Genomic DNA, 12,927 nt, shown 5'->3' with positions numbered 1-12,927 from the left:
CCGGACGACATTTAAGGACGATCGTGCTCATTGCCGGGTTCCCCGCCGGGGCCTGGGGGACCAACTGCTACCTGGTCGCCCCCGCCGCAGGCGAGGAGTGCGTGATCATCGACCCGGGCCACCAAGCGGCCCAAGGCGTCGAGGAGGCCGTCGCCAAACACCGGCTCAAGCCCGTCGCCGTCATCCTCACCCACGGCCACATCGACCACGTCGCCTCGGTGGTCCCGGTCTGCGGCGCCCATGACGTACCGGCCTGGATCCACCCCGCCGACCGCTACATGATGAGCGACCCGGCCAAGGCGCTCGGACGGTCCATCGGTACGCAGCTGATGGGCGAGCTGACGGTCGGCGAACCGGACGACGTCAAGGAGTTGGCCGACGGCTCCGAACTGAAGCTGGCCGGAATGGAGTTCACCGTTGCGCACGCGCCGGGCCATACCAAGGGGTCGGTGACGTTCAGGCTGCCCGAACAGGCGGACATCCCCTCCGTGTTCTTCTCGGGCGACCTGCTTTTCGCCGGCTCCATCGGACGCACCGATCTGCCCGGCGGCGACCACGCCGAGATCCTCGAGTCCCTGGCCCGTGTGTGCCTGCCGCTCGACGACTCGACCGTGGTGCTGTCGGGCCATGGCCCCCAGACCAGCATCGGCCGCGAGCGCGCCACCAACCCCTTCCTGCGGGAGGTGGCCGCCGGCCCCGGAGGCTCCGCCGACGCGGCCGCGCCTCCGCGACGAGGAATGTGACGAGAGAACCCACGTTGAGCACCTTCAAGGCCCCCAAGGGCACCTACGACCTGATCCCGCCGGTCTCCGCGACCTACCTCGCGGTGCGGGACGCCATCGCCACCCCGCTCCGGCGGTCCGGCTACGGCTACGTCGAGACACCCGGCTTCGAGAACGTCGAACTCTTCGCGCGCGGCGTCGGCGAGTCCACCGACATCGTCACCAAGGAGATGTACACCCTCACCACCAAGGGCGGCGACGAGCTGGCGCTGCGCCCCGAGGGAACCGCGTCGGTGCTGCGCGCCGCGCTGGAGGCCAACCTGCACAAGGCCGGCAGCCTGCCGGTCAAGCTCTGGTACTCCGGCTCGTACTACCGCTATGAGCGCCCGCAGAAGGGCCGCTACCGCCACTTCTCGCAGGTCGGCGCCGAGGCGATCGGCGCCGAGGACCCGGCCCTGGACGCCGAGCTGATCATCCTCGCGCACGACGCGTACCGGTCGCTGGGGCTGCGCGACTTCCGGATCCTGCTGAACTCGCTCGGCGACGCCGAGTGCCGCCCCGTCTACCGGGCCGCCCTCCAGGACTTCCTGCGCGGGCTCGACCTGGACGAGGACACCCGGCGGCGCATCGACATCAACCCGCTGCGGGTGCTCGACGACAAGCGCGAGGCCGTCCAGAAGCAGCTGGCCGGTGCGCCGCTGCTGCGCGACTACCTGTGCGACGCGTGCCGGGAGTACCACGCGCGGGTGCGGGAGCTGATCACCGCGCAGGGCGTGGAATTCGAGGACGACGCGAAGCTGGTCCGCGGCCTCGACTACTACACCCGGACCACGTTCGAGTTCGTCCACGACGGGCTCGGCTCGCAGTCCGCGGTCGGCGGTGGCGGCCGGTACGACGGCCTGTCCGAGATGATCGGCGGCCCCGCCCTGCCGTCGGTCGGCTGGGCGCTCGGCGTCGACCGTACGGTGCTCGCGCTGGAGGCCGAGGGCGTCCGGCTGGACCTGCCCGACGCGACCAGCGTCTTCGCCGTGCCGCTGGGGGAGGAGGCCCGGAAGGTCCTCTTCGGCGTGGTCGGCGAGCTGCGCAAGGAAGGCGTGGCGACGGACTTCGCGTACGGCGGCAAGGGGCTCAAGGCCGCGATGAAGGCCGCGAACCGCAGCGGCGCGCGGTACGCGATCGTGGCGGGCGAGCGGGACTTCGCCGAGGGCGTGGTCCAGCTGAAGGACATGGAATCGGGCGAGCAGGAGGCCGTTCCGCTGTCCAAGATCGTGACCACGGTCCAGGCGAAGCTGGGCTGACCGCCCGGGCGCGCTGCGTTCGTCAGCGTTCGTCAACGGGATGGCACCGATTCATCCTGCCAATCGAGGCCGCCCCACGCTTGCCGGTCCCGCCCCGCCCGGGGCGGGATTTCGGCCCTGCCGGGCCGTCCTTATGTCCGCTGAACGGGGGACCCGGGAGGATGGTCGGGCCCTGACAACAGGACATTGCGGCGCCGTGGGTTGGGGCACAATGGCCGTGCCCGACGGGGCCGGACAGTGTGGAGAGCGACGGACGGCGATATGGCGACGACACTGATGGACGACGTGGAGTCCGACGAGGCGCGGGACGGCGCGCGGACCGGAACGGGAGGCGGCCGCGCCTTCGCGCTCCTGCTCGTGATCACCGGTGCGATGGGGCTGCTGGCGGCCTGGGTCATCACGCTCGACAAGAACAAGATCCTCGAGTACAAGGCCGACGGCAAGATCTTCACCCCCGGCTGCAGCCTCAACCCCGTGGTCTCCTGCGGCAACATCATGGAGAGCAAGCAGGCCGAGGCGTTCGGCTTCCCGAACCCGATGCTCGGCCTCGTCGCCTACGGCATCGTCATCTGCGTGGGCATGTCCCTGCTGGCCGGGGCGCGCTTCCCGCGCTGGTACTGGCTGACGTTCAACGCGGGCACCCTCTTCGGCGTCGGCTTCGTGACCTGGCTCCAGTACGAGTCGCTGTACGTCATCGGCTCGCTGTGCCTGTGGTGCTGCCTCGCCTGGGTCGCCACCATCGTGATGTTCTGCTACGTCACCGGCCACAACCTCAAGCACGGATACCTCCCGGCGCCGGACGGGCTGCGGCGCGGGCTGCTGGAGTTCCACTGGGTGGTGCCGGTGATGTGGATCGGCGTGATCGGGATGCTGATCCTGACCCGCTGGTGGGATTTCTGGACCAGCTAGAACACCCCCTGGCCCCAGCCCCGGAAAAGGGCACTGTCGGTGCGGTGCCATAGGCTTTCCGGGTGGAGCCAGACCTGTTCACCGCCGCCGCCGAGGACCGCCAGGAGAAGGACCCGTCCAGCAGTCCGCTGGCCGTGCGCATGCGCCCGCGCACGCTGGACGAGGTCGTGGGCCAGCAGCATCTGCTGCGCCCCGGATCGCCGTTGCGGAGACTGGTGGGCGAGGGCAGCGGAGGCCCGGCCGGGCCGTCCTCGGTCCTGCTGTGGGGCCCGCCCGGCATCGGGAAGACCACGCTCGCGTACGTGGTCAGCCAGGCCACCCAGAAGCGGTTCGTGGAGCTGTCGGCGATCACCGCGGGGGTGAAGGAGGTGCGGGCCGTCATCGACGGGGCCCGCCGCTCCTCGGGGGCGTACGGCCGGGAGACCGTGCTCTTCCTGGACGAGATCCACCGTTTCAGCAAGGCGCAGCAGGACTCGCTGCTGCCCGCCGTGGAGAACCGGTGGGTCACCCTGATCGCGGCCACCACGGAGAACCCGTACTTCTCGGTGATCTCCCCGCTGCTCTCCCGCTCGCTGCTGCTCACCCTGGAGCCGCTCACCGACGACGACCTGCGCGGGCTGCTGCGCCGTGCGCTGGCCGACGAGCGGGGGCTCGGCGGCGCGGTCACCCTCCCCGAGGAGGCGGAGGGGCATCTGCTGCGGATCGCGGGTGGCGACGCCCGGCGGGCGCTCACCGCCCTGGAGGCGGGGGCCGGGGCGGCGATCGCCAAGGGCGAGGCGGAGATCACGCTGACCACGCTGGAGGAGGCGGTCGACCGGGCCGCGGTCACCTACGACCGGGCCGGTGATCAGCACTATGACGTGGCAAGCGCTCTCATCAAGTCGATCCGCGGCTCGGATGTGGATGCCGCGCTCCACTATCTGGCGCGGATGATCGAGGCGGGGGAGGACCCGCGGTTCATCGCGCGCCGGCTGATGATCTCCGCGAGTGAGGACATCGGGCTGGCCGACCCGACCGCCCTGCCCACCGCCGTCGCGGCGGCGCAGGCGGTCGCGCTGATCGGCTTCCCCGAGGCCGCCCTGACGCTGAGCCACGCCACGATCGCGCTGGCGCTCGCGCCCAAGTCCAACGCGGCCACGACGGCGATCGGGGCGGCGCTGGCGGATGTCCGGGCCGGGCTCGCGGGCCCGGTGCCGCCGCATCTGCGGGACGGGCACTACAAGGGCGCCGAAAAGCTCGGCCATGCCCAGGGGTATCTGTATCCGCACGATCTGCCGGGCGGCATCGCGGCGCAGCAGTACGCACCGGACAAGATCCAGGGCAAGCGCTACTACGAGCCGACGCGGTACGGGGCGGAGGCCCGGTACGCCGATGTGGTCGAGCGGGTCCGGGCGCGGCTGCGCGGTGACCCGCCGCCGGAGACCTCGTAAGGCGGAAGGCTCGTAAAGCCCGGACCCGGACCCGGACCCCGGCCTAGTCGGCGGCCGCCTCGAACAGGGCGTGCATCGCGTGGCGCAGTTCGGTGACGCTCCGCACCGGCTCCGGGAAGTCGAAGCGCGCGTCGAACGGCTGGTCGGCGTCGTCCGTGAAGCGGACGCGCAGGCCGAAGCGGTCGAGGGCCACGGGGATCGCGGGCCCGCGGGTGCACACCACGGACGAGCGCTCGCCCAGCAGGGCGCAGAGCCCGCGCACCTGGTCGCTGTGGGCCGCGTGCAGATGCTGCAGCAGCTCGGCCTCGTGCGGGGCCATCGGGTCGGGGGTGGCCTGAGCGAACTCGTCCGGCTCGACGCCGTCCGCGCCCCACAGATCGTCCACACAGGCCTCGGCGACCTCCAGCCGCAGCAGCGTCCAAGCGGCGGTCCGCGCGCGCGGACCGCCGGCGGAGTCGGGCTGCAGGGCCTCCCCGAGGCCCAGCAGCTCCCCGACCGGATGGGCCGCAGCGAGCAGGGCCGCGCTCGCGGCGCGGTCGCCGCCGCGTACGGGGGTGAGCCAGCCGGCCACCCAGGCGCGGCCGCGGATCCGCTGGGGCACCGAGACCGGGGCGACGTCCGTGATCTCCATCACGCAGGTCAGATCGTCGTCCTGCGCGTAGGCGGCGGCGCGGGCCGCGGGTGAGCCGCCGGACACCAGCAACAGCAGATCGCCGTCCGGGGTGACGGCGCGGGCGGCCGGTTCGTCCATGCCGAGATCGTCGGGGACCTCGATTCCGGGAATCGTCAATGACGCCGTAGCCTTGCATTCAACGAGAGTCCGTACACGCTCTGCCGCCGTCGGCCGCAGGGCGTCTTCCTTGGGACGCGGCTGACCCTCCTGAAGGCTCTGACCAGTACCGGGCAGGGGGATCCCAGGTCGAAACATGCGTTCTCCTCGGCTAAGGTAAGGCATACCTAACTTACATGGAGGTTCGTTCCACGTGAACCAGTCGCGTCCCAAGGTCAAGAAGTCGCGCGCACTCGGCATCGCGCTGACGCCGAAGGCCGTCAAGTACTTCGAGGCCCGTCCCTACCCGCCCGGCGAGCACGGCCGTGGCCGCAAGCAGACCAGTGACTACAAGGTCCGGCTGCTGGAAAAGCAGCGTCTGCGCGCTCAGTACGACATCAGCGAGCGCCAGATGGCCCGTGCCTACGACCGCGCTCGGAAGGTCGAAGGCAAGACAGGCGAAGCCCTGATCATCGAGCTTGAGCGCCGTCTGGACGCGCTCGTCCTGCGGTCGGGAATCGCCCGCACGATCTACCAGGCCCGCCAGATGGTGGTCCACGGTCACATCGAGGTCAACGGCCGCAAGGTCGACAAGCCCTCCTTCCGGGTCCGCCCGGACGACGTGGTGATGGTCCGCGAGCGCAGCCGCGAGAAGCACCCCTTCCAGGTGGCTCGTGAGGGCGGCTACGCCCCCGACGGCGAGACCCCGCGCTACCTGCAGGTCAACCTGAAGGCGCTCGCCTTCCGCCTCGACCGGGACCCGAACCGCAAGGAGGTCCCGGTGATCTGCGACGAGCAGCTCGTCGTCGAGTACTACGCCCGCTGATCCAGCGGACCGTTTCTGCTCAACAGCCCGCGGGTTCCCCGTCGACCGGTGTGTCGGGGGGAGCCCGCGGGCTGTTTGGCCGAGCGGAATGCGTTTCAGCCGGGCCTGCCGGGCGCGATAGGGTCGATACCTGCCGCCCGCGCCCGGATGACCGCCCGAGACCGATGGGCGACGGACGACTCGAACGACGGACGACCTGAACGACGACGACCGACGTGATCGGCAGCAGGGAGCGGTGCAACGTGTCCGGTGGAGAAGTGGCCGGGATCCTCGTGGCCGTCTTCTGGGCGATCTTGGTGTCCTTTCTCGCCCTCGCCCTGGTGAGGCTCGCCCAGACGCTCAAGGCGGCCACCCGGCTGGTGGCGGAGGTCACCGACCAGGCGGTGCCGCTGCTCAGCGAGGCGTCCGCGACCGTGCGCGAGGCCAACACCCAGCTCGCCCGCGTGGATTCGATCGCCTCCGACGTCCAGGAGGTCACCTCGAACGCCTCCGCGCTGTCCTCGACCGTCTCCTCCGCCTTCGGCGGACCGCTGGTCAAGGTGGCGGCGTTCGGCTACGGCGTCCGGCGCGCGATCGGCCGCAAGGCGACGCCCGAAGACGCGCCCGCGCGCAACGGCAGCGTTGTTATCGGCAAGACCCTGCCGTCCGCCCGTCGGGGCGGCCGCCGCAACCGTGGATCGAAGGGCTGAGAGACCGGATGTTCCGCCGCACATTCTGGTTCACCACCGGCGTCGCAGCCGGTGTGTGGGCCACCACCAAGGTCCAGCGCAAGCTCAATCAGCTCACCCCCGAGAGTCTGGCGGCGCAGGCCGCCGACCGGGCGGTGCTCGCCGGACGGCGGATCAAGGTCTTCGCGCTCGACGTGCGCGACGGCATGGCCGACCGCGAGGCGGCGCTCAAGGACGCCCTGGGCCTGACCTCGGCGCCCGCCAACGACCTCACGCAGCTGCCGGCCCAGCGCGGCCGGGCCCAGCTCACCCACACGTCCCCCTACCCCAACCCGAACGCCCGAAATGAGGACCACTGATGGAGTCGGCTGAAATCCGCCGCCGCTGGCTGCGCTTCTTCGAGGAGCGCGGGCACACCGTCGTGCCGTCGGCGTCGCTCATCGCGGACGACCCGACCCTGCTGCTCGTCAACGCGGGCATGGTCCCCTTCAAGCCGTTCTTCCTGGGCGAGGTCCAGCCGCCTTACAAGCGCGCCGTGAGCGTGCAGAAGTGCGTGCGGACGCCGGATATCGAAGAGGTCGGCAAGACCACCCGGCACGGCACGTTCTTCCAGATGTGCGGCAACTTCTCGTTCGGCGACTACTTCAAGGAAGGCGCCATCACCTACGCCTGGGAGCTGCTCACCGGCTCCGTGGCGGACGGTGGCTACGGCCTGGACCCCGAGCGGCTCTGGATCACCGTCTACGAGCAGGACGACGAGGCCGAGCGCATCTGGCGCGACGTCGTCGGCGTCCCCTCGGAGCGCATCCAGCGCCTGGGCATGGGCCCCAACTACTGGTCCATGGGCGTCCCCGGCCCCTGCGGTCCCTGCTCCGAGATCAACTACGACCGTGGTCCGGAGTTCGGCGTGGAGGGCGGCCCGGCCGTCAACGACGAGCGCTACGTGGAGATCTGGAACCTGGTCTTCATGCAGTACGAGCGCGGCCCGGGCGAGGGCAAGGAGAACTTCCCCATCCTCGGCGAGCTGCCGAGCAAGAACATCGACACCGGCCTCGGCCTGGAACGCCTCGCGATGATCCTGCAGGGCGTGCAGAACATGTACGAGACCGACACCCTGCGCGTCGTGATGGACAAGGCCACCGAGCTGACCGGGGTCGCCTACGGCGCCGCCCATGACAGCGACGTGTCGCTGCGCGTGGTCGCCGACCACATGCGCACCTCCGTCATGCTCATCGGCGACGGCGTCACCCCCGGCAACGAGGGCCGCGGCTATGTGCTGCGCCGCATCATGCGCCGCGCCATCCGCAACATGCGCATCCTCGGCGCCGCCGAGCCGGTCGTCGGCGAGCTGGTGGACACCGTCCTCAAGACGATGGGCCAGCAGTACCCGGAGCTGCTGACCGAGCGCAAGCGCATCGAGACCGTCGCGCTCGCCGAGGAGTCGGCCTTCCTGAAGACCCTCAAGGCCGGCACCAACATCCTCGACACCGCCGTCACCGACACCAAGGCCGCCGGCGGCAGCGTGCTCCCCGGCGACAAGGCGTTCCTGCTCCACGACACCTGGGGCTTCCCGATCGACCTCACCCTGGAGATGGCCGCCGAACAGGGCCTCTCGGTGGACGAGGACGGCTTCCGCCGCCTGATGCGGGAGCAGCGGGAGCGCGCCAAGGCCGACGCCAAGGCCAAGAAGACCGGTCACGCCGACCTGTCGGCCTACCGCGAGGTCGCCGACACCTCCGGCTCGACCGTCTTCACCGGCTACAGCGACACCTCCGGTGAGTCCACCGTCGTCGGCCTGCTGGTCGACGGGGTCTCCTCGCCCGCCGCCTCCGAGGGCGACGACGTCGAGGTCGTCCTGGACCGCACCCCGTTCTACGCCGAGGGCGGCGGCCAGCTCGCCGACACCGGCAAGATCAAGCTGGCCTCCGGCGCCGTCGTCGAGGTGCGGGACGTCCAGCAGCCGGTGCCCGGCGTCAGCGTGCACAAGGGCGTCGTGCAGGTCGGCGAGGTGACGGTCGGGTCCGGCGCGTACGCCGAGATCGACATCAAGCGCCGCCGGGCCATCGCCCGCGCCCACAGCGCCACCCACCTCACCCACCAGGCGCTGCGCGACGCCCTGGGCCCGACCGCCGCCCAGGCCGGTTCGGAGAACTCGCCCGGCCGCTTCCGCTTCGACTTCGGCTCGCCGACCGCCGTCCCCGGCACGGTGCTCACCGACGTCGAGCAGAAGATCAACGAGGTGCTCTCCCGCGAACTCGACGTCACCGCCGAGGTGATGAGCATGGACGACGCCAAGAAGCAGGGCGCCATCGCCGAGTTCGGCGAGAAGTACGGCGACCGGGTGCGCGTGGTGACCATCGGCGACTTCTCCAAGGAGCTGTGCGGCGGTACGCACGTCCACAACACCGCCCAGCTGGGCCTGGTGAAGCTGCTCGGCGAGTCCTCCATCGGCTCCGGTGTGCGCCGCGTGGAGGCCCTGGTGGGCGTGGACGCGTACAACTTCCTCGCCCGTGAGCACACGGTCGTCTCCCAGCTCACCGACCTGGTCAAGGGCCGCCCGGAGGAGCTTCCGGAGAAGATCTCCGGCATGCTCACCAAGCTCAGGGACGCCGAGAAGGAGATCGAGCGGTTCCGCGCCGAGAAGGTGCTCCAGGCCGCCGCCGGGCTCGCCGAGGGCGCCAAGGACGTCCGGGGCGTCGCCCTGGCCGCCGGCCAAGTGCCGGACGGCACGACCGCCGACGACCTGCGCAAGCTGGTGCTGGACGTGCGCGGGCGGCTCGACCAGAAGGCGGGGGCCGTCGACCGGCCCGCCGTCGTCGCCCTGTTCACCGTGGGAGGCGGCCGCCCGCTGACCGTGATCGCCACCAACGAGGCGGCCCGCGAGCGCGGCCTCAAGGCCGGTGACCTGGTCCGCACCGCCGCCAAGACGCTCGGCGGCGGAGGCGGCGGCAAGCCGGACGTCGCCCAGGGCGGCGGCCAGAACCCGGCCGCCGTCGGCGACGCCATCGAGGCCGTCGAGCGGCTCGTCGCGGAATCGGGCCGGTAGCCGTGCGGCGCGGCCGGCGCATCGCCATCGACGTCGGGGACGCCCGGATCGGGGTCGCCTCGTGCGACCCCGACGGGATCCTCGCCACCCCCGTGGAGACCGTGCCGGGACGCGACATCCCGGCCGCCCACAAGCGGCTGGCGGCCATCGTCGAGGAGTACGAGCCCATCGAGGTGGTGGTCGGCCTCCCGCGCTCGCTCAACGGGCGCGAGGGGCCGGCCGCGGCCAAGGTGCGCACCTTCGCCAGGGAACTGGCGCGGCGGGTCCAGCCGGTGTCCGTGCGGCTGGTCGACGAGCGTATGACGACCGTCACAGCGGCGCACGGCCTCCGGGCGTCCGGGGTGTCGTCCAAGAAGGGCCGCTCGGTCGTTGACCAGGCAGCCGCGGTGATCATTCTGCAGAGCGCGCTGGAGACCGAGCGGACCTCCGGCCGGGCGCCGGGCGAGGCCGTCGAAGTGGTCATCTGATCGCGATACGGTAACGTTCCGCGCGACATGGCAGCCGTCGCTTGTGCCGCGAGCGCACGGGGCGGCCGCCACCGCCATCGCTAGGGGTTTGATGACTGAGTACGGCCGGGGACCCGGCTCCCAACCGTGGCATCCCGAGGACCCGTTGTTCGGGGACCAGGGGTGGGGCGGGCATCAGGCCGTGACCGGTCAGGAGCCGTACCCGCAGGACCCGAACGATCCCTACGGGCAGGCCCCCTACGCCCCGGAGGGCTACCCGCAGGAGGGCTACGGCCAGAACGTCTACGGGCAGAACGTCTACGGGCAGGACCCCTACGGGCACCAGCAGTACCCGCACGGATACCCGCAGGACGCCCAGCCGTTCCCACAGCAGCAACAGCAACAGCAGCACTGGGACCAGCAGGGATACGGCAACGGCGGCTGGGACGGCTCGTACGGCGTGGGGATGGACCCCAACGATCCGTATGGCTACACGTCCCAGGGCGGCGCCCAGGACGGCTTCCCGCAGCAGATGGCGCACGAGCCGCCGCCGCAGGGCGCGCAGATGCCGGGGGAGACCCAGCAGATGCCCCAGGTGCCGCAGCAGGCACAGGAGCCACAGCAGGAACAGGAGCCGGAGGCGTTCCAGCAGGACGGCCCGGAACCGGAAGAGGACCATCCCTTCTTCCTGAACGGAAGCGGTCCCGCGGGCAGAGTCACCTCGGACGACGACGTCAACGACGTGGAAGGCGCCGGGGGCGCCGACTCCGAGGGCCGCTCCCAGAAGGACAAGAAGTCCAAGAAGGCGAAGTCGAAGTCCGGCACCAAGCGCCGCAGCGGGGTCGCCTGCCTCTTCGTCACCGTCGTCCTGGTGGGCGCCGTCGGCGGAGGCGGCTACTTCGCCTATGACTTCTGGCAGACCCGCTTCGGCCCGGCGCCGGACTACGAGGGCCAGGGCAGCGGCCAGGTCGAGGTGGAGGTTCCCGGCGGTTCGGGCAATGCCGAAATCGGCAGCCTCCTCGCCGAAAAGGGCGTGGTCAAGAGTGGCGGCGCATTTGTGGAAGCCGTCGAGGACAGCGGCAAGTTCGTCCAGCCGGGCACCTACACCCTTCGCAAGGAAATGTCCGGCGCGGCCGCGGTGAAGCTGATGCTCAGCCCCGCGAGCAGCAATGCCCTGATCGTCACCGAGGGCATGCGCGACGCCACGGTCTACGCGGCGATCGACAAGAAGACCGGCGTCAAGACGGGTACCACGGCGGGCATTGCCAAGAAGGAGGCCAAGAACCTCGGGCTGCCTTCCTGGGCGAATGACAATTCAAAGATCAAGGATCCGCTGGAAGGATTCCTCTACCCGTCCCGGTACAGCGTGGGCAAGAACGCCAAGCCCGTGGACGTGCTGCGCAAGATGGTGGCCGAGGCCAAGCGGAACTACGCGAGGTACGACCTGGAGGCCAAGGCCAAGGAAGAGGGCCTGGACTCCCCGCTCCAGCTGCTCACCGTGGCGAGCCTGGTCCAGGCGGAGGGCGTCACCCACAGCGACTTCCGGCAGATGGCCGAGGTGGTCTACAACCGGCTCAAGGTCGGTAACACCCAGACCAATGGCAAGCTGGAATTCGACTCGACGTACAACTACATCAAGAACCAGAGCAAGCTCGATATCCCGATCAGCGAGATCAAGGGATACGACAACCCGTACAACACCTACTTCTACAAGGGGCTGCCGCCCGGGCCGATCGGCAATCCGGGTGCGGATGCGATGAAGGCGTCCATGAACCCGACCGACAACGGGTGGTTCTACTTCATCTCGCTCGACGGCAAGACGAGCGAGTTCTCCAAGACCTACGCGGAGCACCAGAAGTTGGTCAACAAGTTCAACAAGCAGCGCAGGAACCGCTGAGGAAAGACATGTCGCACACCCGCCGCGCGGCCGTGCTCGGCTCGCCGGTCGCCCACTCCCTGTCTCCGGCGCTGCACAACGCCGCGTACCGGAAGCTGGGCCTCGACGGCTGGACTTACGGCGCCGTCGCACTGGACGAGGCCGCGCTGCCGGGGTTCTTCGAGCGGATCGGCGAGCCGGGGGAGCGGGACTGGGCGGGGTTCTCCGTGACCATGCCGCTCAAGCGCGCGGTCATCCCGCTGCTGGACAGCGTCAGCGACACGGCGGCCTCGGTGGAGGCGGTCAACACGGTCGTCCTGACCGACGACGGACGGCGGATCGGCGACAACACGGATATCCCGGGCATGGTGGCGGCGCTCGCCGAGCGCGGCCTCGAGCGGGTGGAGCGGGCCGCCGTCCTGGGTGCCGGAGCCACCGCCTCCTCCGCCCTGGCCGCGCTCGCCCGCGTCTGCGACGGCGAGGTCACCGCGTACGTCCGCAGCGACGCCCGGGCGGCCGAGATGCGGCAGTGGGGCGAGCGGCTGGGCGTGACGGTCCGCACGGCGGACTGGGACGCCGCGCCCGAGGCGTTCGACGCCCCGCTGGTGATCGCCACCACCCCCGCCGGGACGACCGACGCGCTCGCGGCGACCGTCCCCGAACGCCCCGGCACCCTTTTCGACGTCCTCTACGACCCCTGGCCGACCGCGCTGGCCGCCGCCTGGTCGGCGCGCGGCGGCGCGGTGGTCGGCGGTCTCGACCTGCTGGTCCACCAGGCCGTACCGCAGGTCGAGCAGATCACCGGGCGCGCCCCGGCGCCGCTCGCCGCGATGCGCGAGGCGGGGGAGGCGGCCCTCGCGGCCCGCGGAGGGTGACCAGGCGCAGTCGGGGTCGTCCGCCTGGTCGTCGCACGTCCGTACGCTGGACGTGAGCCCTC

General features: G+C 70.7%; 12 protein-coding genes. 11 read left to right on the top strand and 1 reads right to left on the bottom strand.

Annotated elements, in window-relative coordinates:
* The first annotated feature begins 23 nt into the window (after window positions 1-23).
* From ACH4SI_RS05730 to ACH4SI_RS05715, 4 genes are all read left to right on the top strand, one after another.
* Window positions 24-743, top strand: coding sequence for an MBL fold metallo-hydrolase (locus tag ACH4SI_RS05730; RefSeq protein ID WP_398292971.1), 720 nt, complete (start codon window positions 24-26; stop codon window positions 741-743).
* A 14-nt stretch (window positions 744-757) separates the two neighbouring features.
* Window positions 758-2,020 carry a histidine--tRNA ligase gene (gene hisS / locus ACH4SI_RS05725; RefSeq protein ID WP_398292968.1) on the top strand — a complete coding sequence of 421 codons (1,263 nt, stop codon included), beginning with the start codon at window positions 758-760 and terminating at the stop codon, window positions 2,018-2,020.
* A gap of 261 nt (window positions 2,021-2,281) precedes the next feature.
* Entirely contained in the window at window positions 2,282-2,929 is a 648-nt protein-coding gene (locus ACH4SI_RS05720; protein ID WP_398292965.1) for a vitamin K epoxide reductase family protein, read from the top strand.
* A 62-nt stretch (window positions 2,930-2,991) separates the two neighbouring features.
* Window positions 2,992-4,359, top strand: coding sequence for a replication-associated recombination protein A (locus ACH4SI_RS05715; RefSeq protein WP_398292962.1), 1,368 nt, complete (start codon window positions 2,992-2,994; stop codon window positions 4,357-4,359).
* Window positions 4,360-4,402: 43 nt separating this feature from the next.
* Here the strand turns inward: ACH4SI_RS05715 and ACH4SI_RS05710 are convergent, their stop codons facing one another.
* Entirely contained in the window at window positions 4,403-5,149 is a 747-nt protein-coding gene (locus ACH4SI_RS05710) for a DUF2470 domain-containing protein (RefSeq protein ID WP_398292959.1), read from the bottom strand.
* A 193-nt stretch (window positions 5,150-5,342) separates the two neighbouring features.
* Here ACH4SI_RS05710 and rpsD point away from each other — a divergent pair, with 193 nt between their 5' ends.
* From rpsD to ACH4SI_RS05675, 7 genes are all read left to right on the top strand, one after another.
* A complete protein-coding gene (gene rpsD / locus ACH4SI_RS05705; RefSeq protein WP_398292956.1) occupies window positions 5,343-5,954 on the top strand; it encodes a 30S ribosomal protein S4 in 612 nt (203 codons plus the stop codon).
* 242 nt (window positions 5,955-6,196) lie between these two features.
* Window positions 6,197-6,643, top strand: coding sequence for a DUF948 domain-containing protein (locus ACH4SI_RS05700; RefSeq protein ID WP_398292953.1), 447 nt, complete (start codon window positions 6,197-6,199; stop codon window positions 6,641-6,643).
* Between the two features lie 8 nt (window positions 6,644-6,651).
* Window positions 6,652-6,981 (top strand): DUF6167 family protein, encoded by a 330-nt coding sequence (locus ACH4SI_RS05695; protein ID WP_361474997.1) that lies wholly within the window; start codon window positions 6,652-6,654, stop codon window positions 6,979-6,981.
* Window positions 6,981-9,668, top strand: a complete 2,688-nt coding sequence (gene alaS, locus ACH4SI_RS05690) for an alanine--tRNA ligase (protein WP_398292950.1) — start codon at window positions 6,981-6,983, stop codon at window positions 9,666-9,668. The genes ACH4SI_RS05695 and alaS overlap by 1 nt, the downstream gene beginning before the upstream one ends.
* A gap of 2 nt (window positions 9,669-9,670) precedes the next feature.
* Window positions 9,671-10,135 (top strand): Holliday junction resolvase RuvX, encoded by a 465-nt coding sequence (gene ruvX / locus ACH4SI_RS05685; protein ID WP_398292948.1) that lies wholly within the window; start codon window positions 9,671-9,673, stop codon window positions 10,133-10,135.
* Window positions 10,136-10,226: 91 nt separating this feature from the next.
* Window positions 10,227-12,011 (top strand): endolytic transglycosylase MltG, encoded by a 1,785-nt coding sequence (gene mltG, locus ACH4SI_RS05680; RefSeq protein WP_398292945.1) that lies wholly within the window; start codon window positions 10,227-10,229, stop codon window positions 12,009-12,011.
* 8 nt (window positions 12,012-12,019) lie between these two features.
* Window positions 12,020-12,865, top strand: a complete 846-nt coding sequence (locus tag ACH4SI_RS05675) for a shikimate dehydrogenase (protein WP_398292943.1) — start codon at window positions 12,020-12,022, stop codon at window positions 12,863-12,865.
* Window positions 12,866-12,927 lie beyond the last annotated feature (62 nt).

The sequence above is a fragment of the Streptomyces sp. NPDC021212 genome (genome assembly GCF_044332925.1).
Lineage (GTDB): Bacteria > Actinomycetota > Actinomycetes > Streptomycetales > Streptomycetaceae > Streptomyces.
This window is presented reverse-complemented; position numbering and strand designations above follow the sequence as displayed.